Genomic DNA, 22,552 nt, shown 5'->3' on the forward strand with positions numbered 1-22,552 from the left:
AACAGGTTGCTATGCGTCAATTGCGGGTGTCAGCGAGTATCAGCGAGCGCCAGCGTGTCAGCTCTAAAAAGCACAAAGCGGGAGCGGCGGTCCGTCTTCGCAGACGGATCGACGCTCCCGCAGTGGGGAGAATCTGCAGCGCGGTGCGCTTACTGCGCCGGCTGCGGCATCGCGCCCGAAGCGCGGCGTTGCGCGACGATTGCCGCGGCGCGCTGGGCGTTTTCGGGGTAGTGCAGCCAATCGAGCGGGTCGTAGCCCGCCGCACGCCATGCTGCGAGATCGGCGCGCACCTCGGCGCGTGTCAGCGGGCCCGTGGGGTTATTCGGTTGGCCCAGCGCGCTTGCCGAAACAACACAGCAAGCCACTGTCAGCACGCCAAGCGCCACACGTGAAAGAGTGTCCATGGCTATGCCTTTCGTATAAGGGATAACCCTAAAATTATAGGTCTTATCTCGATAAGGGAAAGGTTTGCAATGAGAAAAATGCGCGTGCCATGCGTCGATCCTGCTGTCGTATTCAGCGCGTCTTCGAAGCTGGTCGTTCGGACAGCTTCCGGTATTCGGCGGGACGCCGCCCGGTCCACTTGCGGAACGCGCGATGAAATGCGCTCGGCTCAGCGAAGCCCACGGCGGCCGCGACGTCGGCGACCGAGCGCGTGGGGTCGCGCAAAGCCTCGAGCGCGAGGTCGCGGCGCAGTTCGTCCTTGATCGACTGACAACTGTGGCCTTCCTGGTGCAGGCGCCGGCGCAAGGTCGCGGGCGCGACGTTCAGGCGTTGCGCGAGGGCGTCGGCGTCGGGCCACGCGTGAGCAGGCAGGGCGCGCAGCGCGCGCCTCACGCGCGCGGCGAACGAGGCCGGATTACGGTACTTCACGACGAAATTGCCGGGCGCGTTGCGCAGGAAAGCGCGCGCCGAGGCTGCGCTCTGAATTACGGGAAGGTCGAGGAACGCGGGCGCGAGGTCGAACCACGAATCGGGCTGGTCGAAGGCCATGTCCTCGCAGATCATCAGTTGATACTCGCGCGCGTCGGGCGGCGCGGCGCAGCGAAAGCGCGCGGCAAGCACCGGAATGCGCCGGCCCACGAGCCAGCACAGCAGGCCGTAGACGAGGATGAACCAGGTGGCGTAGGCGAACATTGCCGGCACGGGCGTGCCCGCGCGCTGGCGGAATGCGATGCGAACGCGGGTGGCGTCGATGTCGACTTCTCCGCCCAGGTCGTCGAGCACGAGGCGCATGAAGTGCACGCTGCGCTGCAGCGCCTGGCGGCCCGTCTGCGCGCCGAGTGCCGCGTGCGTCATGGCGATGAAACTGCCGCTCTTCATGGCGTGCGAGTCCTGGCCGAGGAATTCGTCGTCGAGCGCGCGCGCGATGCCGGCCCACAGCGCGCCGTACTGCGCCGCGCTCACGCGCGCGTGCGGCGCATCGAGCGCGCTCGCCGCGATGCCTGCCGCCTCGACGATGGGCGCTACGTCGAACCCGCCCACGCGCGCGCGCGCAACCGTCTCGCGCACGAGGCTCATCGCGATCGTGCCTTTTTCGCTCACTTTGCTGGTTTGTCCTGGCTGCACGGATCGGCCTCCGGTGGGGTTATCGACGACATTATGGCAAATTCGCTCATCGATTTTGATCGTGGCGGGCATCGAATGAGCGCGCGCCGATGCCTAAACTTTTCATGGGCCTTGCGGCGACGGCTGCACGGCGCGACAGTGGATGCACCGAACGCGCGTCTCGCGGCGCGAGCGCGCAGGCAAGACAGGAAGGGGACACAGATGGACGAGTTCTATACCGACGACCAGCGCATGATTCGCGACGCTGCGCGCGATTTCGCGAGCGAGCGCCTCGCGCCCAACGCGGCGCAATGGGACCGCGACGCCAGGCTGCCCGACGAGGTCGTCAAGCAACTGGGCGAGCTGGGCTTTCTCGGCATGATCGTGCCGCAGGAGCAGGGCGGCTCTTATACCGACTACGTGGCTTATGCGCTCGCGATGGAGGAGATCGCCGCGGGCTGCGCGTCGTGCGCGACGCTCGTGAGCGTGCACAACTCGGTGGGCTGCGGGCCGATCCTCCAGTACGGCAATGCGGAACAGAAAGACCGCTGGCTCACGAAGCTCGCGAGCGGCGAGCTGATCGGCGCGTTCTGCCTGACCGAGCCGCAGGCCGGCTCCGAGGCCAACAACCTGCGCACGCGCGCCGAGCTGCGCGACGGCAAGTGGGTGCTCAACGGCAACAAGCAATTCGTGACGAACGGCTCGCGCGCGAGCCTCGCGATCGTGTTCGCGGTGACCGATCCCGGTGCGGGCAAGCGCGGCATCTCGGCCTTCGTCGTGCCCACCGATACGCCGGGCTTCAACGTCGGGCCGCATGAGAAGAAGATGGGCATTCGCGCCTCGGACACCTGCCCGATCTCGCTCGTCGACTGCGCGGTTCCCGAGGCGAACCTGCTCGGCCAGCGCGGCGAGGGCCTCAAGATCGCGCTGTCGAATCTCGAAGGCGGGCGCATCGGCATTGCGGCGCAGGCGCTTGGCATCGCGCGCGCGGCTTTCGATGCGGCGCGTACCTATGCGCACGAGCGCGTGCAGTTCGGCGAGCCGCTGATCCGGCATCAGAGCGTGGCGAACATGCTCGCCGACATGCACACGCGCATCAACGCCGCGCGCCATCTCGTGCATCATGCTGCGAAGCTGCGCACGCGCGGCTTGCCCTGCCTTTCCGAAGCCTCGCAAGCCAAGCTCTATGCGTCCGAAATGGCCGAGGAAGTGTGCTCGCACGCGATCCAGATTCACGGCGGGTATGGCTTCCTGAACGACTACCCGGTGGAGCGCCACTACCGCGACGCGCGCATTACGCAAATCTATGAAGGCACGAGCGAAGTGCAGCGCATGGTGATCGCACGGCAGCTATAAGAAAGGATGGCGAAGTATTCGATGCTTTGAAAAAGAGCGCGCACGCGCCGCAGACTAACAGGAGACGACGATGACCGGGTTCACCTCATCCGCGCAGGCCTTCATCGACGCACGCGAGCTGCTGCTGCGTCACCGCACCGACTATGCGCGTGCGTATGAAGCCTTCGCGTGGCCGCAGCTCGACACCTTCAACTGGGCGCTCGACTACTTCGACGTGATGGCGCGCGGCAACGACAATCCGGCGCTCTGGATCGTCGACGATCTCGCGAACGGCGGCACGCGCTATTCGTTCGCGCAGATGTCCGAGCGCTCCTCGCGCATGGCGAATTTCCTGCGCGAAAACGGCGTGGGCCGCGGCGATCGTCTCCTTCTGATGCTGCCCAACCGCGTCGAACTGTGGGACGTGATGCTGGCCGCGATGAAGCTCGGCGCCATAGTGCTGCCGGCCACCACGCAGCTGGCTCCCGGCGACGTGCGCGAGCGCGTGGAAGCCGGCGGCGCGCGCTTCGTGGTAGTCGATGCGGCCGAGCTTGCGAAATTCGATGCGCTCGATGCGAGCGTGAAGCGCATCGCGGTGGGCGGGGCGCGCGACGGCTGGATCGATCTCTCGCGTGCCTATGAAGCGAGCGCCGCGTTCGAGCCCGATGGCCCGACGCGCGCGAGCGACCCGATGCTGCTCTACTTCACCTCGGGCACCACCTCGAAGCCGAAGCTCGTCGAGCACACGCATCAGAGCTATCCCGTTGGGCACCTCTCCACGATGTACTGGATCGGCCTCATGCCTGGCGACGTGCACTGGAACATCAGCTCGCCGGGCTGGGCCAAGCATGCGTGGAGCTGCTTCTTCGCGCCGTGGAATGCGCAGGCGTGCGTATTCGTCTACAACTACGCGCGCTTCGTGCCGAAGGATGTGCTCAACGTGCTCGTGCAATGCGGCGTGACCACGCTGTGCGCGCCGCCTACCGTGTGGCGCATGCTCGTGCAGGAACCGCTCGCGAGCTACGCGGTGAAGCTGCGCGAGATCGTGGGTGCGGGCGAGCCGCTCAATCCCGAGATCATCGAGCGCGTGCGCCACGCGTGGGGCATCACGATCCGCGACGGCTACGGCCAGACCGAAACCACCTGCCAGATCGGCAACTCGCCGGGCCAGCCGGTGGTGGCGGGCGCGATGGGCCGGCCGCTTCCGGGCTACCGCGTCGAACTCGTCGATCCCGACGATCAGCCCGTGAGCGAAGGCGAAATCGCGTTGACGCTCGGGCAGAACCCGTCGCAGCGCCCGCTCGGCCTGATGACCGGCTACGCGAACAACGCAAAGGCCACCGAGCAGGCCATGCGCAACGGGTACTATCACACGTCCGACGTCGCAATGCGCCGCGACGACGGCTACTTCGTCTACGTGGGCCGCGCCGACGACGTGTTCAAGTCATCCGACTACCGCCTGAGCCCGTTCGAACTGGAGAGCGTGTTGATCGAGCACGAGGCGATTGCCGAAGCAGCGGTGGTGCCGAGCCCCGACCCGTTGCGGCTTTCGGTGCCCAAGGCATTCGTGATCGTGCGCCAGGGCTACGAGGCCGGCCCCGATCTTGCGCGCGAGGTGTTCCGCTTCTCGCGTGAAAAGCTCGCGCCGTACAAGCGCATTCGCCGGCTTCAGTTCAGCGACTTGCCGAAGACGATCTCGGGCAAGATTCGTCGCGTCGAACTGCGCCGCCGCGAAATGGAGCGCACCGAGGAACCCGCGCGCCAGCCCGACGAATACTGGGAAGAGGATTTTCCCGAGCTGCGATGAAAACGGAGTGGAATCCGAAATGATCGAATTCGAGTACATGCATGACGGCACGGTGGCGCTCATCACGCTGGCGCGACCGCCCGCGAACGCCTTTACCGTCGATGGCCTGTGCCAGCTTCAAGAGGTGATCGAGGCGTTCGACCGCGAGGCGAAAGTTCGCGCCATCGTCATCACCGGCCACGGCACGAAGTTCTTCAGCGCGGGCGCGGACCTGAACGCGTTCGCCACGGGCGATCGCCAAATCGCGCGCACGGCGGCCGCGGCATTCGGCGCCGCGTTCGAGGCGCTGCAGATTGCACGGCCTGTGGTGATTGCCGCGATCAACGGCTACGCGATGGGCGGCGGGCTCGAATGCGCGCTCGCTTGCGATATCCGCATCGCCGAGGAGCATGCGCAACTCGCGCTGCCCGAACCCGCTGTGGGCCTGCTACCGTGCGGGTGCGGTACGCAGACGCTGCCCTGGCTCGTGGGCGAGGGCTGGGCCAAGCGCATCGTCCTGACCGGCGAGCGCGTGGATGCCGCCACGGCGCTGCGCATCGGCCTCGTGGAGGAAGTGGTGCCGCAGGGCGGTGCGCGTGAAGTCGCGCTCGCCATGGCCGCGCGCGTGGCGTCGCTGAGCCCGCAGGCCGTGTCGTTCAGCAAGTCGCTCATTCATCAGGCGCGCAACGGCGTGCCGCGCGGCGCGGCGCTTGCCGTGGAGCGCGAGCGTTTCGTCGACCTGTTCGATTCGCCCAACCAGCGCGAAGGTGTCAACGCCTTCCTCGAGAAGCGCAAGCCGCAATGGCAAATTGATACGGAGAATTAAGCAATGAATGCAACACCCGCTTCCGCTCAAACAGCATCGGAGGCCGGACCGGACGTGCTGTACCGCGTGGTCAATCGCGTCGCGATCATCACCCTGAATCGTCCCGCCGCGCTCAACGCGCTCTCGCACGCGATGGTGCGCGAGATTGCCATGCTGCTCGAACGCGTGCGCCATGACGACAGCGTCGTCGCGCTCGTGCTCGAAGGCGCGGGGCCGAAGGGCTTTTGCGCGGGCGGCGACGTGCGCGCGATCGACAGTCTCGCGCGCGCGGGCGAGCGGCTCGGCGACAACGGCTGGCAGCAGTTTTTCGTCGACGAATATCGGCTCGACTACGCGTTGCATACGTTCGACAAGCCGCTCGTCGCGCTGCTCGACGGCGTGACGATGGGCGGCGGCATGGGCCTCGGCCAGGCGGCGTCGCTGCGTGTGGCCACCACGCGCACGAAGATCGCGATGCCGGAAACGCGCATCGGCATGTTGCCCGACGTGGGCGCCACGCATTTCCTCGCGAAGATGCCAGTGGAGACCGAGCTCTATGTGGGGCTGACCGGCGTGCTGCTCACCGGTACCGACGCACTCCATTGCCACCTCGCCGATATTTGCGTGCCGGGTGAATGGCTCGACGGTTATGAGGCGCGTCTCGCGCGGGCGAGCATGGATGGCGACGTGTTTGCGGCGCTGCGCGGCGTGTTTGATGTGTCGGGCGACGCGTCGGGTGCATCAGACGCTTCAAGCGCGTTGGCCGCGCGTGCACCGCTGATCGAGCGGCACTTCGTGCGCCGTGCGCGCGTTGAGCAGATCGTTGCTTCGTTGCAGGCCGATCTCGAACACGATCAGCCTGAGGACGTGCGCGCATGGCTCGTGGCCACGCTCGAAGCGCTCACACATTATTCGCCGACCATGCTCGAAGTCACGCGCGAGGCGCTGCTGCGCGGCCGCCAAATGACGCTCGCGGAGAACTTCCGCATGGAGCTCGGGATCGTTGCGCGCGCAATCGAGGAGGGCGACTTCTGCGAAGGCGTGCGTGCGCATCTCGTCGACAAGGACCGCAAGCCGCGCTGGGCGCCCGCGACGCTCGCCGAATTGCGCGAGGAGCGCGTGCAGCATTTCTTGTGCTCGCCGTGGCGCGAGGAGAAGCATCCGCTCGCCGGGCTGGGCGCGTGATGTGCGCCGCCGCGCATTTGAATCCGCGCGGCGTGTTCCTCAGCAATCCATAGCCCGCCAGGAGGAAATAAAAAAAAGCCCGCCGTGCGCAAAGCACGGCGGGCGCGGGCTTGCAGCCGCTGGCGCTCCAGCGCGCTTTACAGATAGCTGCAGCAGTAGTCGAGCGTCTCGACCACGTCGATATCGAAGCGGCTCTTGCCCGGCACCGAGAACGACTCGCCGGCGCCGTAGGTCTTCCACTCGTCGCTGCCATCGAGGCGGATGCGGCACTTGCCGCCTTGCACTTCCATGAGTTCGGGCGCGTCGGTGCCGAAGTTCAGCTGGCCCGGCAGGATCACGCCGAGCGTCTTGCGCGAGCCGTCGGCGAACAGCACGGTGTGCGAGACGCACTTGCCGTCGAAATAGACATTGGCCTTGCGGACCACGGAAACCTGGTCGAATTGTGTTGCAGCCGTCATGGCGGTCTTCCTCTTAGTCTTCGTGAAATGGGTGCGTTGGCGTATGGCGGGTGCGGTCCTGCGCGCCTGCAGCCGGACCGACATCATACCGGCACTCGCCGCGCGCCTTCAGCGAAATTCCTCGAAATCCCCTCGAAATGCGTAGTGAATGTTTACACACGCCTGACAAGTTATTACAATCAATAAAAGCAAATGAGAATCATAAGCATTTGCAAAAAAGATTCAACACAGGATTCCTTTGACGCGGGCGGCGCGTGACGCCCGGCTCAAGACGTCTCCGCCTTCGATCCAACCGCTCACCATGTCCGTCCTCTTCCCGACGCCGATGCGCGCTGTCGCGTCCGTTGCAGCCCTCTATTGCTCCGGTTTTTTTGCATCGCCCGTTCACGGCCAGACCACGCAGCCGGCATCCGCGATGCCTGAGGCAGTTGCCACGCCAGCGACAGCAAACGTCACCAACGCCCCCAGCGCCGCCGAAGCCACGCTGCCCGCCGTCAAGGTGATATCGGCAGCTTCGGAGATGCAGGCGAAGACGCTCGACTCGTACAAGTTCACCTCGCCACTCATCGATACGCCGCGCTCGGTCACCGTGATTCCGCAGGAAGTGCTCAAGAAGAAGAACGTCACGACCTTCCAGGATGCGCTGCGCACGGTGCCCGGCGTCACCTTCCTCGGCGGCGACGCGGCCGCGAACCCGTCGGCGGACCGCCCCGTGATTCGCGGCTTCGAGTCGCGCAACTCGATTTTCGTGGACGGCATGCGCGATTCGGGCGTGCAGAACCGCGAGACCTTCGACGTGGAGAACATCAGCGTCATCAAGGGCCCGGACTCGGTCTACGCAGGGCGCGGCTCGGTGGGCGGCAGCATCGACATCACCACGAAGACGCCGCTAAACGACAATTTCTTCAACGGCAGCCTCGGCCTCGGCACGGACAGCTACCGCCGCGCGACCATCGACTGGAACCAGAAGCTCGACGACACCACCGCGATCCGCCTGAACGCGATGGGCCACGACGCCGACCAGCCGGGCCGCACCGACATCTACAGCAAGCGCTGGGGCGTCGCGCCGTCGATCGCGTTCGGCCTGAACACGCCCACCACGGTCACGCTGAGCTACTACCACCTGAACAGCTACGACATGCCCGACTTCAGCGTGCCATTCCGCTCGACGGGCGGCACGCCGGTGCCCACCGACCGGGGCCAGTTCTACGGCCTGAATGCGCGCGACTACCGGCGCGGCCAGAACGACACGGGCGAGATCAAGGTGGAGCATCGCATCAACGACGCCTGGAAGATCAAGAACACGACGATGTTCGGCCGCTCGACGCTCGATTACATCGCGACGAATCCGCAGCTCACGAGCGCGACTTCGAACATCCTGAGCCTGCAGGCGAAGAGCGGCAAATACGCGACCAACAGCATCGCGAACCAGACCGAGGCCAACGGCAAATTCGACCTCTACGGCATGCGCCACACGTTCACGGCGGGCGTGGAGTTCAGCAACGAGCAGAACCGCTACGAGGGCTATCTCGTCACGGACTCGAAGGGCAACAACATCCGCACGGGCGGGCCTTGCTCGGTGGCCTACAACTGCACGCCGCTCGCGTACTGGAACCCGAATAATCCGTGGACCGGCAGCGTGCTGCTCAACGGCGACAAGGCCTTCCCGGGGCCCACCACGAACACGCAGACCAACATCGCCTCGGCCTACCTGTTCGACAGCGTGCAGCTTTCCGAGCGCTGGATCTTCAACGCGGGGCTGCGCTTCGACCGCTATGACGTCACGGCGCAGCAGGCGGGCGTGCCCGATCTGTCGAACACCTCGAACCTCTTCAGCTACCAGTTCGGCCTCGTGTTCAAGCCGGTGCGCACGGTGAGCCTGTACGCGTCGTACGGCACGTCGGCGAATCCGCCGGGTTCGAACTCGGGCCTCGGCGGCGGCACCGACCAGATCACGGCGACCAACCAGGACCTCGCGCCCGAGCGCGCGCGCAATATCGAAGTGGGCGCGAAGTGGGACGTGCTCCAGGAGCGCCTGTCGCTGACCACCGCGCTGTTCCAGACCGACAAGACCAATGCGCGCGTGAGCGACGGCCTGGGCGGCACCATCAACGCGGGCTCGCAGCGCGTGCGCGGTTTCGAGTTCGGCTTCGCGGGCAACGTGACGAACAAGTGGGCCGTGTTCGGCGGCTATTCGTATCTCGACGCGATCACGACCAACGCGGGTCCGACCAGCCCGCAGAATTCGGGCTTGCCGATGGTGATGGTGCCCAGGCACAACTTCACGCTGTGGACCAGTTATGACGTGATGCCCAAGCTCGCGCTGGGCGCGGGCGCTACGGTGTCGAGCGAGATGTATGCGTCGGTCACGTCGACTACGCGCAAGTGGATTCCGGGCTACGCGCGCTTCGACGCCTCGGCGACGTGGCGCGTGACGAAGTCGGTGGACTTGCAGCTGAACGTGAACAATATCTTCGACAAGAAGTACTACCAGAGCGCGTATCCGATCTACGCGACCTGGGCGCCGGGCCGCTCGGCGATGGTGACGCTCAATTTTTATCAGTGAAGCTTTGAGCCTGGGATGTAAACGAAGCAGGGGGTGCCTGAAGTACAACGGGCGCCCCCTGCTTTTTTGCGGGATTTGCTTTTCCGAACTTACTGTTCCTTACTCGCCCGCAACCGTGACCGAAGCCTCGGACGTGAACATCATGAACGTAAAGCTCTCCTGCAGATAGAGGCGCACGGTGTTCTCGTCGTGCGACGAATAGCCGATCGAGACGTCCTGGCCCAGGTGCAGCGCGAAGTCGCCGCCGCGCGTCGTGAGGATGCTGCCGCCTTCGAGCGCCGGCGCCCAGATGATCTCGCCTTTCACGAGGCGGCGAATGTGCTCGAGAACCGGGTAGCCCGAATCGCTCGCCTCGCTCACGGCAGTGTAGGCGTCGGAGCCGAGCAGCACCGCGTACGGGCCGTCCACGCCTTGCAGACGCAGTTGCTCGAGCGCTCGCGCGATCACGACGGGGTAATCGGCCACGTCGGCGGGCATTTGCAGGATCGGGTTCGAGGTGCCTTCGCGGATGCCCGTGATTTGCGCCGACTTGTAACCGTCGAAAATCGCGCGGTCTTCGGCGAACGCAAGACGCGTGGCCGCGTCCTTGGCGGGCTGCCAGTCGGAGTCTTGCGCGCCGCGCTCGACGTCGTCGATGGCTTCGCGCGACAGCTCGAACGGCACGCGCAGCTCGACCAGCGCCTTCACTTCGCGCTGGCGCGCGCGGATACCTTCGAGCGGCGATTCGATGCCGTTCTGGTGACCCGTGCCGATGCCGGCGAGATCCACGCCACCGGGGCCGTTCACGTCCACCACGCGGCGGCCCGCGAGCGAGCGTTTGAAGGTGCGTGCGACTTCTTCTTCGATTTGCGACCACGCCGCCGAGGAAATGGGCGCCAGCTCGCGATGGAGATTATTCATGCCGGGGTGCTCCTTTGAGAGATCCAATGGCGAGCGAGCCGTCCGCGCTGAGCGCGGCGGCGGGCTCGAATGAGGGTTGGCTGTCGATGCTTGCATCCACCGCTCCGGCCAGGCTCGGCTCGCGCTCGGCGAGCGCTTCGAGCAGCGGCTGCGAAGGCACGAAGAACAGGCTGCCCGTAACGGCGCGGCTGAAATCGAGCAGGCGGTCGTAATTGCCGGGCGGCTTGCCGACGAACATGTTTTCCAGCATCTGCTCGATGGGCGCGGGCGAGCGCGCGTAGCCGATGAAGTAGGTGCCGAATTCGCCCGAGCCGGGCCGGCCGAACGGCATGTTGTCGCGCACGATCTTGACTTCGTCGCCGTTGGCGTCGGTGAGCGTGGTGAGCGAACTATGCGAGCAGCTCGGCTTGACGTCCGCGTCGAGCTCGATGTCCTGGAGCTTCGTGCGCCCGATGATGCGTTCCTGCGCCTCCACGGTCAGCGCGTTCCAGCCCTTCATGTCGTGCAGGTACTTTTGCACGAGCACGTAGCTGCCGCCCGCGAACCCGGGGTCTTCATCCGCGCCGATCACCGTGAAGTGCTCGGCGTCGTTGCCGGTGGGGTTTTCGGTGCCATCGACGAAGCCGATCATCGCGCGCATGTCGAAATTGCGGAAGCCGTGCACTTCGTCCACGGTCGTGACCGCGCCTTCGAGACGGTTCATCAACTGTGTGGCCAGCTCGAAGCACAGGTCGGTCTGGTCCGCGCGGATGTGCAGCAGCAGGTCGCCCGGCGTGGCCGCGGCCACGCGCTCGCCCGAGCCGAACTCGCGGAACGGATGCAACTCGGCCGGGCGCGGGTCGCCGAACAGGCGATCCCATGCGTCAGACGAAAAGCCCACTACGCACGAGAGATTGCCGCTCGGCACGCGCTTGCCGACCGCGCGCGCGAGGTTGGCGACGTCAGCGCACCAGGCGCGCACGGTCGCGCGGCTCGCGGCGTCTTCGTTGACGGTCGCGACGATGAAGATCGCGCTGCGGGTGACGGTGGTGGAGACTGGCTGGGGATCGGGCGTTGAAATGGGCTGCGTCATGGTGTGGGCTGGTCGCTTGACTGGATTCGGCGTCGGGGTTGGCTTGGGGTTGGCTTGGGGTTGGTCTGTGGTTGGCTTGTAGCGGTTTCGGGCACGGGCGCAGGCACGGCGCGCCGCGCGTGCCGGCTGACCGCATAGTTTAGCCAAACTCGCGGAAACGGGCGGTTTGCAGGCGAGTGGCCTGGCGTGCGACGATAGGCATCGTCACAGAGCTTTACATGGGACCGGAGTAAGTGCTGAAGCACTTACTCCTGCCGACAGCTAAAGCGCTAAGTCCGGTCGACAGTTCGAGAGGGACGTCATGTGGGATCACACCGAGCATGAAGGTTTCGAAATCTGGGTGTTGCCGATTCCGGCATTCGGCCCGCGCTCGCCCGAGCCGCTGTTTCACTACAGCGGCTACATCTGCCGCCATGGCGCGGACGCGCATGTGGAAGGGCGCAGCATCCGCTTCCACGATCTGATGCGCAACCATGCTGGCTCCGACGCCGCGCTGGACGCAGCCTATGCCGACGCGCGCAAGCGCATCGACCGGTTCCACGCCACGGGGAGCTGGGGTGAAAGCCAGGGCGGTTAGCGCGCGGGTCAGCGGATTCAGGGTTTGCTCAGCGTCCGCCTGAAACGATCAGCGTCACGGAGCGGCCCTCGCAGCCCTCGCTGCCGGGCTTGGTGATCGCGCGCCAGCCTGCGGGCTGGCCGGGTGCGGCCAGTACGGGGGCGGTGTCGTCGTGGCTGCCGGCATAAGTCACCAGCATATTGAACGGCCAGGACGCGCGCCGCAGGCGCTCGTGCACGAGCGAGCCCACCCAGATCGGCGTGGGCACGGCGTCGTTCGCCGTTTGCGCCGGAGCCAGCGCATAGCCCGTGGGCCAGAAGCGCAGCACGTCGCGGCGGCTGCCGGGGCGCGCGATGTCATCGGGCAGATGCGGCAAATGCGCGCGCTCGAATACCAATGGCGAGGGCATGCCGTTGTTCAGCTTGGGCAGCAGCGGCAGCGCAAGCGCGTCCACGTTCGGCGCGACCAGCGAGAGCATGCTCTTCAGCGAGAATTGCGCGCCCTCGCTCCAGCCGGCGTCGCGCAGCGCCGCGCGCAGGTCGGCGGCGCTGGCGGCCCACTGGATCGTCATCGGTTCGCGCCGCTCGCCTTTCATGTCGATGCGGTAGCACGCGAATGTCCTCCAGAGCGAATCGGTCCATACGAGCTGCGTGACGGCTTGCGGCGGCGCTTCGGCATGCGAGGCGAGCGCCACCTCGCGCTGCGCCGCGCCGCGCTGCAGCGCGAAAGCCAGCGCAAGCACTGCGAACACGACGGACGGCATGAAGTTGCGATTCGCTGGCCGCTGCGGATAGCGCCACAGCGAGAGCAGCACGACCATCCACACCCAGATCGAGGCGAAGGCCGCGCCGCCAATGGCATCGGAGAACAGGAAGCGGTCGAAATAGAGCCCCGCGAACGTCACCGCCACCACGATCCCATTGCCGAGCATCGCGACCATGGCCGCCTGCACCACGTTCACGCGCCGCACGAGCAGGAACATCGCGAAGCCATAGACGATCACCATCGAGGCCACGCGGTCGCTCGGGAACACATAGGCGCCCACGTGGGCGGCGCCGGCGATGTCGTGATGGATCGCCACGCGCAGCACGACGATGAGGACCTGCGAGACGCCCGCGGCGAGCGCCCAGTAGCCGATGGTGCGCCAGCGCCGCTCGAGTGCGAGCCAGAGCGTGACGATGGCCACGAGCGCCGCGAGCGTGTAGTTGCTGCCGAGCATTTCCACATGGGCGAGGACGTCGTCGGCCCAGGTGGTGTGGATCGAGCGCAGAAACTGGCGCACCGACTGGTCGATCTGCACGAGCGGGGCGCCGTGCAGCAGATTGCTGAGCACGTAAGAGAACACCGCCGCGCACACGGGCACGAGCGCCGTGACGGCGATGAGCGCGCCGAGCGCCGGCTCCCGCGGATCGAGCGTCCGCGCGAGACGGCGCGCCGCCGGGCCCCGGTGGCCCGCGGCCCAGCCCGCCACCGCGCGGCGCGAGGCGCTGGCCCAGGCGTCCAGATGGCCGAGCATCATCCGCGTGACGCTCCACACCAGCCAGCCCGCGAACACGATGATCGCGAGCGCGACCACGAGCCGGAACGATACGGCGCCCGCGAGTTGCAGCGATGCGCCGAACACCACGCCCGGCAAGATGTGCGCGGGCGCCCAGACGAGCGCCGAGATCACGTTCATCACGAAGAAGCGCGTCGGTGACATGTCCGCCATGCCCGCGACCACGGGCACCACGGCGCGCATCGGCGCGACGAAGCGCGCGAGAATCACGCTGCGCGTGCCGTGGCTCTGGAAGTAGACCTGCGCTTTCTCGAGGATCACGGGGTAGTGGCTGAACGGCCAGACCTGCGCGATCGAGTCGCGATAGCGGCGGCCGAGCCAGAAGCTCAGCGCGTCGCCGGCCACCGCGCCCGCGATGGCCCAGGCGAACAGCCAGCCCAGATTGAGCGCGCCGGTGCCGGCGAAGGCGCCCGCGATGAACATGGCCGTGCTGCCCGGGAAAAACGTGCCGACCAGCGCGAGCGATTCGACGAAGGCGGCGAACGCCACGAACGCGAGCGTCCAGCCCGGATAGTCGGCAAGCAGGTGCAGCAACTGGGCGTAGGCGTGCTCCATCGGGAAGGCGGTTGGGGGCTGGCGGGGCGGCGGTTGATCGGCAAAGGTCAAGGGGCAAGGGGCTGCGCCCCATGCGCAATATAACCGGCTGCGCAATTACGCGTGTGGAGCGGGAGCGGCCGGCGCGTCCGTGATGTTCGTACGCCCGTTGTGTCGATTACGTCGGTCACGTCGGTCACGTCGCCAAAAGCAATGCGCCCCGCAGTGTGCTTGACGCTGCGGGGCGCGACGGTGCGCAAAACGGCGCCGATGTTTGTCAGTGCCTCAGTGCTTCACGGCCTCCATCGGCAGGAGCCCGGTCTGCCCGTAGAACTCCTGCGCGGCGAACGCCTCGCGTTCCTTGCGCGCGCGTGCGCTGGTGTCGAGCCGCGAGACCGCCCAGATGCCGGCGAACGCGAGCGGCACCGAGACCAGCGCGGGATTGTCGAGGAACACGGGAGCGTGCGCATGATGGAGCACGTCCACCCAGACCGACTTCGAGAACACCGTGAGCAGTACCGAGGAAATGAGCCCGAGCACGCCGCCCGCCACCGCGCCGTGGGTGGTCATGCCGCTCCAGAAGATCGACATCACGAGCACCGGGAAGTTGGCGCTGGCCGCCACGGCCGCGACGAGCCCCACGAGGAACGCCACGTTCGCATGCTCGAACAGGATGCCGAGACCGATCGCCACCGCGCTGAGCACGAGCGTCGCCACGCGCGAGATGCGCATCTCGCGCTGCTCGTTCTTGCGCCCGCGCGCCAGCCAGCTCGCGTAGAGATCGTGCGAGACCGTGGTCGCGCCCGAGAGCGTGAGGCCGGCCACCACGGCAAGGATCGTCGCGAACGTGACCGCCGCGATGAAGCCGTAGAACAGGTTGCCGCCCACCGCCTGAGCGAGCTTCACGGCCACCATGTTCGAGCCGCCGAGCAGGTCGGTCGTGAGATGGAAGTGGCCCGCCGCGTCGACGCGGAAGAACTCCGGATGCTGCGCGAGCAGCGCGATCGCCGAAAAGCCGATCACGAACGTGAGCAGGTAGAAATAGCCGATGAACCCCGTCGCGTAGAACACCGACTTGCGCGCTTCCTTGGCGTTGGGCACTGTGAAGAAGCGCATCAGGATGTGCGGAAAGCCGGCCGTGCCGAACATCAGCGCGATGCCGAGCGAGAGCGCGTTGAGCGGGTCGCGGATCAGCTTGCCCGGCGCCATGATGGAGAGCGCGCCCGGGTGCACGTTGACGGCCTCGCGGAACATCTCGTTCGGGCTGAAGCCGAAGTGCGCGAGCGCGAGCACCGCCATGAAGGTCGCGCCGCACAGCAGCAGCCCGGCCTTGATGAGCTGTACCCAGGTGGTGGCCTTCATGCCGCCGAAGAACACGTAGATCACCATCAGCGCGCCCACCACGATCTCGGCAATCCAGTAGGGCAGGCCGAACAGCAGCTCGATGAGCTTTCCCGCGCCCACCATCTGCACAACCAGGTAAAAGATCACGACCATCAGCGCGTTGGCCGAGGTCATCAGGCGGATCGGGCCTTGCTCGAAGCGATAGGCGATCACGTCGGCGAACGTGAACTTGCCGAGATTGCGCAGCGGTTCGGCGATCAGGAACATCACGAACGGCCAGCCGACCAGGAAGCCGATCGAGTAGATGAGGCCGTCGAAGCCGAACATGAACACCATGCCCGAAAGACCGAGGAACGAGGCCGCCGACATGTAGTCGCCCGCAATCGCGAGACCGTTTTGCAAGCCGCTGATGCCGCCGCCGCCCGTGTAGAAGTCGCGCGCGGTGCGCGTGCGGCGCGCGGCCCATTGCGTGATGCCGAGCGTCACGAGCACGAACAGCAGGAACATGCCGATGGCGACAGGGTTGTGCTGCGGCTTGGGCATGGGCGCGGCCGCGGCGCCCGGGATATTGGCGAGGGCGAGGTTGCTGACGGCTGTGAGCGCGAGTGAGCCGAGAAGGCGACAGAGCTTCATGCTTGCACCTCGCCCTGGAACTTCGCGACGAGCGCGCGCATGGCGGGATCGAAGCGGCGGTTGGCGCGCAGCACATAGAAGCCGGTGAGCGCGATGGCGCCGGCGATGATGCCCACGCCCACGACAATCCCGACACTGATGGTTGCGCCCGCATAGACCGGCTGCGCGAGCCGGTGCGGCGCGAGCGCGACGATCAGGATGAAGCCGTAGTAGAGGGCGATCATGAGCGCGGTGAGCGTGAAGCTGAAGCGCCGGCGCACGGCGACGAGCTGCCGGTATTCGGGGTGCGCCTTGATCGTGTCGATCGCGGGGGTAGTCATGATGTCTCCTGTGTCTCCAATGTCTCTTGTGCTTTTGTGTCGAGTGTCTCGATCAGATCACGCCTTTGTTTTTCAGCTCGGAAATTTTTTCCGCTGAGTATCCGAGCGTCTCACCTAGCACGTCGCGCGTGCCTTCGCCGAGTTGCGGAGGCGCGCGGCGCACGGGCATGCGTTCGCCGTCGAAGCGCCACGGCGGCGCGAGCACCGGCGTGGTGCCGCTTTCCGTGTCCGGGTGCGGTTGCTGCGTGACGAGCCCGCCTCGTGCGGCGCGTGGCGAGAGCAGCGCTTCGCGCAGGCCCGCCACCTCGCCGCACGGAATGCCGGCGTTCGCGAGACGTTCGAGCAACAGCTTGCGCGGGCGGCTGCCGAGTTCGCGCGTGAGTTCGGGAACGAGCGTCGCGCGGTTCTGCCCGCGCAGGATGTTGGTCTTGTAGCGCGCGTCGTCGGCGAGGTCGTCGCGCTCGATCACCTCGCGGCAGAAGCGCTCGAACTGCGCGTTGTTGCCCACGGTGATGACGAGCGGACCATCTGCGGCATCGAACACGCCATAAGGAACGATGGACGGATGCGCGTTGCCGTAGCGCGGCGGGTCTTCACCGAGCAGCAGCGCTTCGAGCCCGTAATAAGCGGTGATCATGAGGCCGCAGTCGAACAGCGCCATTTCGATGTGGCGCCCGCGCCCGGTGCGCTCGCGCTCATACAGCGCGGCGAGCATCGCCTGCGCCGAGTACATGCCCGTGAACAGATCGACGGCGGCCACGCCGAACTTCAGCGGCGGCTGATGCGCTTCGCCGTTCAGCGCCATCAGGCCCGCTTCGCCCTGCACGACGAGGTCGTAGCCGGGGCGCTTCGCCTCGGGTCCGGTGCTGTCGTAGCCGGTAATCGAGCAATAAATGAGGCGCGGGTTTTCCGCGCTCAGCGCCTCGTAGCCGAGGCCCAGCTTCGCCGCGCCGCCCGACTTGAAATTCTGGATGAAGACGTCGCTGGTCTTCGCGAGATCGCGCGCGATCTGCTGGCCCTCCGGCGTTTGCAGATCGAGCGTGATCGAGCGCTTGTTGCGATTCACGCTATTGAAGTAGGCCGTCTCGGTCTTGCCGACGCGCACGCCCCAGTCGCGCGTGTCGTCGCCGCGGCCGGGGTGCTCTACCTTGATGACCTCGGCGCCGAGGTCGCCGAGCACCATCGCGCTCCACGGCCCGGCCAGCACGCGCGAAAGATCGAGCACGCGTACGCCAGCGAGCGGCAGGCTCCTGTTGTCGGTCTGCATCGGAAGGCACTCCTGGTTCGTTGTGAATGGAAGGCCGCGCTGCGCATGCCCGTGAGGGGAGCGTGGCGGCCGGCCTTCGCAACGGTCATGCTGCGGCGGATTCCAGCGCGATGTAGCGCGCGAGATGATGATCCTCGTCGCCGAGCTGGTGGTCGATCATCACGAGGCGCTTGGCGTAGTGGGCGAGCGGCAGCTCCCACGTCATGCCGATGCCGCCGTGCAGCTGGATCGCTTCTTCGGCCACGCGTGCGCCGATGCGACCCACCGTGTACTTCGCCGCCGAAAGCGCGCGCTCGCGCGCCACGCGCGGCGCGTCGATGGCCGCCGCCGCGTTGATCACAGCGGAACGCGTCTGCTCGATTTCGAGCAGCACGTCGGCCATGCGGTGCTGCAGCGCCTGGAAGCTGCCAATGGGTACGCCGAACTGCTTGCGCGTGCGCAGGTATTCGAGCGTGTGGTCGCGCGCGACATCCATCGCGCCCACGGCTTCCGCAGCGAGCGCGAGCAGGCCGTAGCCGCGCGCATGCTCGAGCGTCGCGAAGCCCGCGTCTTGCGCGCCCACGAGCGCGTCGGCGCCAAGCGTCACGTGATCGAGCGTGACTTCCGCCGCGCGTCCGCCGTCGATCTTGCGATAGCCTCGCACGCTCACGCCCTTCGCGTCGCGCGGCACGAGGAAGAGCGCAATGCCGGCTTCGTCGAATTCGTTGCCGCAGACGCGAGCGGAGACGAGCAGCACGTCTGCATGTTCCCCATGCTGCACGACGCCTTTGGCGCCTTGCAGCACCCAGCCGTCGCCGTGCTTTTCAGCGCGCGTGCTCACGCGCGATGCTTCGTAATGCGAGCCCGGCTCGTCGTGCGCGAGCGCCGCGATTTGCGAACCGTCGATGAACGACGCAATGCGCGCGCGCTGTGCTTCGCTGCCCGCATGCGCGAGCGCGCGGCCCACGATCAGCGTGTCGAGGAACGGCTCGACCACGAGGCCGCGCCCGAGCGATTCGAACACGACGGCCACATCGAAGCCCTGGCCGCCGAATCCGCCATCGGCTTCGTCGAACAGCGCGCCGATCACGCCGAGTTCGGCGAAGCGCTGCCACATGTCGGGGCTGAAACCCTCGCTGGAACGCGCGATCTTATCGCGCGTATCAAAACCGTATTGCTCCGCGATAAAGCGATTGAGCGTGTCCGCAAGCATGCGGCGGTCTTCAGTGTGCTGGAAATTCATAGCCGGACCTCTTAAAGACCGAGAATCATCTTGGAGATGATGTTCTTCTGGATCTCGTTGGAGCCGCCGAAGATCGACAGCTTGCGGTTGTTGAAGTAAAGCGCGGCGGCGCTCGCGGCTTCGTCGGGGCCGATGGCCTCGCCCTCGTAGCCCTCCTGAAGCGCTTCTTCGACGAAGGGCGCCGCGTACGGGCCCATCGCGCGGCGCAGCAGCGACGAGATCTCCTGGCGGATCTCGGTGCCGCGAATCTTCAGCATCGAGCTTTCCGCGCCCGGCACGCCGCCGCCCGCCACGGCTGCGATCACGCGCAGGTTCGTGGTCTTCATGTTTTCCAGGTCGATTTCCACCTTGGCCAGGCGTGCCGCGAACTGCGGGTCCTGCGCGAGCGGCTTGCCGTTGCGCATGACCTGTTGCGCCGCGCGCTTCAGGCGCGCGAGCGCGGCCACCGAAAAGCCCACGCCCGCGATGTTGGTGCGCTCGTAAGTGAGCAGGTATTTCGCGTAAGTCCAGCCCTTGTTCTCTTCGCCCACGAGATTTTCCGCCGGCACGCGCACATCGGTGAAGAACACTTCGTTCACCTCATGTTCGCCGTCGAACGTGATGATCGGGCGAACCTCGATGCCGGGGGTGTTCATGTCGATCAGCAGGAAGCTGATGCCTTCCTGCTTGCGCACGTCGGTGGCGGTGCGCACGAGGCAGAAGATCATGTTCGCGTAGTGGCCGAGCGTGGTCCACGTCTTCTGGCCGTTCACCACGTAGTAGTCGCCGCTTGCGTCGGTCTTGCGCACGGCGCTCGTGCGTACCGAAGCGAGGTCCGAGCCCGCGCCCGGCTCCGAATAGCCCTGGCACCACCAGTCGGAGCCGTCGAGAATGCGCGGCAGCCAGTAGCGCTTTTGCGCCTCGTTGCCATACTTGATGAGCACGGGGCCGAGCATGTTCACGCCGAACGGCACGATGCGCGGCGCGCCCGCAATCGCGCATTCGTTCTCGAAGATGAACTTCTGCACGGCGCTCCAGCCCGGGCCGCCGTACTCCTTCGGCCAGTGATTCGCGAGCCAGCCTTTTTCGTTGAGCGTGGCGTGCCACGCGGCCATGTCGTCGCGCGTGAGGTGCTTGCCGCTGCGCACGGTGTCGGCGACGCGCTGTGGCAGACGCTCGCGCAGGAAGTCGAGCACTTCGCTGCGGAAGGCTTCTTCTTCGGCGGTGAATTTCAGATCCATGTGTCTTGCTCCTTGCTGCCCTGCTCGGGTGAGCCGAGCGCGGGCCGTGTTCAGGCGATGTGATTGAGGCTTGCGAAGTCCGCCCCGCGCTCGACCAGGTCGACGAGCAGCGGCGAAGGACGCCAGAACAGCGGGTCTTCCTTCGCGAATTCGCGGATGTCGGCGAGCACGTTCGCGAGGCCCACGGTATCGGCGTATTTCATCGGGCCGCCGCGATAGCGCGGGAAACCATAGCCGTACAGCAGCGTCACGTCCACGTCGAGCGGGCGCAGCGCGATCTTTTCGTGCACCACGTTCGCGCCTTCGTTGATCATCGCAGCCATGTAGCGGCGCATGATGTCCTCGTTGCTGAACGTGCGCGGCTTGATGCTGGCGCGTTCGCGCTCGGCGGCGATGATGGCTTCCACTTCCGGATCGGGCGTGCCGGTGCGCGCGCCTTCGGGGTACAGGTAGAAGCCGCGGCCCGTTTTCTGGCCGAACCAGCCGCGCTCGCACAGGCGGTCGGCGATCTGCACGTAGCGCGCGTTAGGGTCGCGCGTGGCCGCGCGGCGCTTGCGCGTGGCCCAGCCAATGTCGCCGCCCGCGAGATCGACCACCTGGTACGGGCCCATCGGGAAGCCGAATTCGCGCACCGCCTGGTCGATCTGGTAGGGCGACGCACCGTCCTCCATCAGATGATCGGCGGCCGTGCGGTACACGGCGAGGAGGCGGTTGCCAATGAAGCCGTCGCACACACCCGCGCGCACCGGCACCTTGCGCAGCTTCTTCGCGAGCTCGAACGCGGTGGCCACCACATCGGGGCTCACGGCCTTCGGCACCACGACTTCGAGCAGCTTCATGATGTTCGCGGGCGAGAAGAAGTGCAGGCCCACCACCTCTTGCGGACGCTTGATGCTGGCCGCGATGGCGTCGATGTCGAGATACGAGGTGTTGGTCGCGAGCACCGCGCCCGGCTTGCAGACGCGGTCGAGCTCGGCGAACACGGCCTGCTTCACGGCCATGTCTTCGAACACGGCTTCGATCACGAGGTCGGCGTTCGCGAGCGCATCGTATGCGGTGCTGCCGTTCAAACGCGCGAGGATCTGCGCCTTCGCTTCGGGCTTCATGCGGCCCTTGGCGATCAGGCCGTCGTAGACCTTTTCCACGTGTGCACGGCCGCGTGCGAGCGCGGCGTCGTCGCGCTCGATCATCGTCACGGGCAGGCCGGCGTCGAGCACGGCTACGGCAATGCCCGCGCCCATCGTGCCGCCGCCGATCACGCCCACAGTTTCGATCGCGCGCGGCGCGGCGCTCTTCGTTTCAGGCGCTTTCTGCACTTCGCGCTCGGCGAAGAACGCATGGATGAGGCCCGCGCGCTGCGGGCTTTCGAGGCAGGCGAGGAATTGCTTGCGCTCGAAACGCAGGCCTTCCTCGAACGGCTCGTCGAGCGCGGCCTGAACGCAATCGACGATTTTCATCGGCGAGAACAGGCCGCGCGACTTCTTCGCGGTGTCGGCGCGCGCGGCGTCGATGGCGGCTTGCGCGGCGGCGCGGTCGGCGAGACCTTGTGCGTCGCGCGTGCGGCGCACGTGGGTTTGCGCGGCCAGCAATTCCTGCGCGTAGGCGAGGCCTTCGGCGAGGATGTCGTCGCTTGCGCCCACGCGGTCGACCAGACCGAGCTTGAGCGCTTCCTGCGCGTCCACGTGGCGGCCGCTCAGCATCAGCGCAAGCGCGGCTTCCGCGCCGATCAGGCGCGGCGTGCGCTGCGTGCCGCCCGCGCCGGGCAGCAGGCCGAGCTGGACTTCGGGCAGGCCGAGCTTCGCGCCGGCCACAGCGACCCGGTAGTGCGCGGCGAGCGCGACTTCGAGCCCGCCGCCGAGCGCCGCGCCGTGAATCGCGACGATCACCGGCTTGTGGCAGGCTTCGATGCGGTTGACCACGTCGGGCAGCGCGGGCGACTGCGGCGGCTTGCCGAATTCGCGGATGTCCGCGCCGGCGATGAAGTTGCGCCCCGCGCCCAGGATCAGCACGGCCTGCACGGCCGCGTTGGCCTCGGCGTGCTCGATGGCGGCGGCGAGACCGCGCCGCACGTCCACGCCCAGCGCATTCACGGGCGGATTGTCGACGGTGACGAGCAGCACCTTGCCGCGCAGTTCGTGGCTAACCGGGGAAACAGCGGAGGAAGCGGCGGGGGCAGCCGTGTCGATTGCCATGTGGGATGTCTCCAGAGGAATTAGGGTGCCAAATCGGCGGCCAGCAGCGGT

General features: G+C 66.5%; 18 protein-coding genes. 6 read left to right on the forward strand and 12 right to left on the reverse strand.

The features are described 5' to 3' along the window. Nucleotides 1-149: 149 nt before the first annotated feature. Nucleotides 150-404, reverse strand: a complete 255-nt coding sequence (locus NH14_RS01960; RefSeq protein ID WP_035527767.1) for a DUF4148 domain-containing protein — start codon at nt 402-404, stop codon at nt 150-152. Between the two features lie 112 nt (nt 405-516). After that, nucleotides 517-1,521 carry an AraC family transcriptional regulator gene (locus NH14_RS01965; RefSeq protein WP_035528228.1) on the reverse strand — a complete coding sequence of 335 codons (1,005 nt, stop codon included), beginning with the start codon at nt 1,519-1,521 and terminating at the stop codon, nt 517-519. Nucleotides 1,522-1,770: 249 nt separating this feature from the next. On the opposite strand from NH14_RS01965, the gene NH14_RS01970 reads away from it, so the two are divergent. The 4 genes from NH14_RS01970 (at nt 1,771) to NH14_RS01985 (ending at nt 6,659) form a co-directional block, all read left to right on the forward strand. Next, the gene (locus NH14_RS01970) at nt 1,771-2,904 is read left to right on the forward strand and encodes an acyl-CoA dehydrogenase (protein ID WP_035527765.1); all 1,134 of its coding nucleotides are present in this window, start codon (nt 1,771-1,773) and stop codon (nt 2,902-2,904) included. Nucleotides 2,905-2,974: 70 nt separating this feature from the next. Then, nucleotides 2,975-4,690 (forward strand): AMP-binding protein, encoded by a 1,716-nt coding sequence (locus NH14_RS01975; protein ID WP_035527763.1) that lies wholly within the window; start codon nt 2,975-2,977, stop codon nt 4,688-4,690. A gap of 19 nt (nt 4,691-4,709) precedes the next feature. Continuing rightward, nucleotides 4,710-5,495, forward strand: coding sequence for an enoyl-CoA hydratase (locus NH14_RS01980; protein WP_035527761.1), 786 nt, complete (start codon nt 4,710-4,712; stop codon nt 5,493-5,495). 3 nt (nt 5,496-5,498) lie between these two features. After that, nucleotides 5,499-6,659, forward strand: coding sequence for an enoyl-CoA hydratase/isomerase family protein (locus NH14_RS01985; protein ID WP_035527759.1), 1,161 nt, complete (start codon nt 5,499-5,501; stop codon nt 6,657-6,659). 137 nt (nt 6,660-6,796) lie between these two features. Here the strand turns inward: NH14_RS01985 and ppnP are convergent, their stop codons facing one another. Next, nucleotides 6,797-7,117, reverse strand: coding sequence for a pyrimidine/purine nucleoside phosphorylase (gene ppnP / locus NH14_RS01990; protein WP_035527757.1), 321 nt, complete (start codon nt 7,115-7,117; stop codon nt 6,797-6,799). 301 nt (nt 7,118-7,418) lie between these two features. Here ppnP and NH14_RS01995 point away from each other — a divergent pair, with 301 nt between their 5' ends. Further along, a complete protein-coding gene (locus NH14_RS01995; RefSeq protein WP_035527756.1) occupies nt 7,419-9,683 on the forward strand; it encodes a TonB-dependent receptor in 2,265 nt (754 codons plus the stop codon). 99 nt (nt 9,684-9,782) lie between these two features. On the opposite strand, the gene NH14_RS02000 is transcribed toward NH14_RS01995, so the two are convergent. Further along, on the reverse strand, nt 9,783-10,583 hold the full coding sequence (locus NH14_RS02000) for a family 1 encapsulin nanocompartment shell protein (RefSeq protein WP_035527754.1): 801 nt from the start codon (nt 10,581-10,583) through the stop codon (nt 9,783-9,785). After that, the gene (locus NH14_RS02005) at nt 10,576-11,655 is read right to left on the reverse strand and encodes a Dyp-type peroxidase (protein ID WP_035527752.1); all 1,080 of its coding nucleotides are present in this window, start codon (nt 11,653-11,655) and stop codon (nt 10,576-10,578) included. The genes NH14_RS02000 and NH14_RS02005 overlap by 8 nt, the downstream gene beginning before the upstream one ends. A gap of 301 nt (nt 11,656-11,956) precedes the next feature. Between NH14_RS02005 and NH14_RS02010 the strand changes: the two genes are divergently transcribed. Then, complete coding sequence (locus NH14_RS02010; RefSeq protein WP_035527750.1) at nt 11,957-12,232, forward strand: hypothetical protein; 276 nt, start codon at nt 11,957-11,959, stop codon at nt 12,230-12,232. A gap of 28 nt (nt 12,233-12,260) precedes the next feature. On the opposite strand, the gene NH14_RS02015 is transcribed toward NH14_RS02010, so the two are convergent. The 7 genes from NH14_RS02015 to NH14_RS02045 form a co-directional block, all read right to left on the reverse strand. Then, nucleotides 12,261-14,324 carry a VTT domain-containing protein gene (locus NH14_RS02015; protein ID WP_052148106.1) on the reverse strand — a complete coding sequence of 688 codons (2,064 nt, stop codon included), beginning with the start codon at nt 14,322-14,324 and terminating at the stop codon, nt 12,261-12,263. Nucleotides 14,325-14,588: 264 nt separating this feature from the next. Further along, nucleotides 14,589-16,280 (reverse strand): cation acetate symporter, encoded by a 1,692-nt coding sequence (locus tag NH14_RS02020; protein WP_035527748.1) that lies wholly within the window; start codon nt 16,278-16,280, stop codon nt 14,589-14,591. Next, complete coding sequence (locus NH14_RS02025) at nt 16,277-16,600, reverse strand: DUF485 domain-containing protein (RefSeq protein WP_035527745.1); 324 nt, start codon at nt 16,598-16,600, stop codon at nt 16,277-16,279. The genes NH14_RS02020 and NH14_RS02025 overlap by 4 nt, the downstream gene beginning before the upstream one ends. Nucleotides 16,601-16,652: 52 nt before the next feature. Further along, the gene (locus tag NH14_RS02030) at nt 16,653-17,867 is read right to left on the reverse strand and encodes a CaiB/BaiF CoA transferase family protein (protein WP_035527742.1); all 1,215 of its coding nucleotides are present in this window, start codon (nt 17,865-17,867) and stop codon (nt 16,653-16,655) included. Nucleotides 17,868-17,952: 85 nt separating this feature from the next. Next, a complete protein-coding gene (locus tag NH14_RS02035) occupies nt 17,953-19,089 on the reverse strand; it encodes an acyl-CoA dehydrogenase family protein (protein WP_035527740.1) in 1,137 nt (378 codons plus the stop codon). A gap of 11 nt (nt 19,090-19,100) precedes the next feature. Further along, nucleotides 19,101-20,309, reverse strand: coding sequence for an acyl-CoA dehydrogenase family protein (locus NH14_RS02040; protein WP_035527738.1), 1,209 nt, complete (start codon nt 20,307-20,309; stop codon nt 19,101-19,103). Nucleotides 20,310-20,359: 50 nt separating this feature from the next. After that, nucleotides 20,360-22,501, reverse strand: a complete 2,142-nt coding sequence (locus NH14_RS02045; protein ID WP_035527735.1) for a 3-hydroxyacyl-CoA dehydrogenase NAD-binding domain-containing protein — start codon at nt 22,499-22,501, stop codon at nt 20,360-20,362. Nucleotides 22,502-22,552: the final 51 nt, after the last annotated feature.

This window comes from Paraburkholderia sacchari, from assembly GCF_000785435.2.
Lineage (GTDB): Bacteria > Pseudomonadota > Gammaproteobacteria > Burkholderiales > Burkholderiaceae > Paraburkholderia > Paraburkholderia sacchari.

Excerpts from the sequence above, each read along its gene's own strand:
- NH14_RS01960 (WP_035527767.1), bottom strand. The coding sequence starts at position 404 with ATGGACACTCTTTCACGTGTGGCGCTTGGCGTGCTGACAGTGGCTTGC.
- NH14_RS01980 (WP_035527761.1), top strand. The coding sequence starts at position 4,710 with ATGATCGAATTCGAGTACATGCATGACGGCACGGTGGCGCTCATCACG.
- NH14_RS02035 (WP_035527740.1), bottom strand. The coding sequence starts at position 19,089 with ATGAATTTCCAGCACACTGAAGACCGCCGCATGCTTGCGGACACGCTC.
- NH14_RS01995 (WP_035527756.1), top strand. The coding sequence starts at position 7,419 with ATGTCCGTCCTCTTCCCGACGCCGATGCGCGCTGTCGCGTCCGTTGCA.
- NH14_RS02020 (WP_035527748.1), bottom strand. The coding sequence starts at position 16,280 with ATGAAGCTCTGTCGCCTTCTCGGCTCACTCGCGCTCACAGCCGTCAGC.
- NH14_RS01985 (WP_035527759.1), top strand. The coding sequence starts at position 5,499 with ATGAATGCAACACCCGCTTCCGCTCAAACAGCATCGGAGGCCGGACCG.
- NH14_RS02030 (WP_035527742.1), bottom strand. The coding sequence starts at position 17,867 with ATGCAGACCGACAACAGGAGCCTGCCGCTCGCTGGCGTACGCGTGCTC.
- NH14_RS01965 (WP_035528228.1), bottom strand. The coding sequence starts at position 1,521 with ATGAGCCTCGTGCGCGAGACGGTTGCGCGCGCGCGCGTGGGCGGGTTC.
- NH14_RS02015 (WP_052148106.1), bottom strand. The coding sequence starts at position 14,324 with ATGGAGCACGCCTACGCCCAGTTGCTGCACCTGCTTGCCGACTATCCG.
- NH14_RS01970 (WP_035527765.1), top strand. The coding sequence starts at position 1,771 with ATGGACGAGTTCTATACCGACGACCAGCGCATGATTCGCGACGCTGCG.
- NH14_RS02040 (WP_035527738.1), bottom strand. The coding sequence starts at position 20,309 with ATGGATCTGAAATTCACCGCCGAAGAAGAAGCCTTCCGCAGCGAAGTG.
- NH14_RS02045 (WP_035527735.1), bottom strand. The coding sequence starts at position 22,501 with ATGGCAATCGACACGGCTGCCCCCGCCGCTTCCTCCGCTGTTTCCCCG.
- ppnP (WP_035527757.1), bottom strand. The coding sequence starts at position 7,117 with ATGACGGCTGCAACACAATTCGACCAGGTTTCCGTGGTCCGCAAGGCC.
- NH14_RS02010 (WP_035527750.1), top strand. The coding sequence starts at position 11,957 with ATGTGGGATCACACCGAGCATGAAGGTTTCGAAATCTGGGTGTTGCCG.
- NH14_RS02005 (WP_035527752.1), bottom strand. The coding sequence starts at position 11,655 with ATGACGCAGCCCATTTCAACGCCCGATCCCCAGCCAGTCTCCACCACC.
- NH14_RS02025 (WP_035527745.1), bottom strand. The coding sequence starts at position 16,600 with ATGACTACCCCCGCGATCGACACGATCAAGGCGCACCCCGAATACCGG.
- NH14_RS02000 (WP_035527754.1), bottom strand. The coding sequence starts at position 10,583 with ATGAATAATCTCCATCGCGAGCTGGCGCCCATTTCCTCGGCGGCGTGG.
- NH14_RS01975 (WP_035527763.1), top strand. The coding sequence starts at position 2,975 with ATGACCGGGTTCACCTCATCCGCGCAGGCCTTCATCGACGCACGCGAG.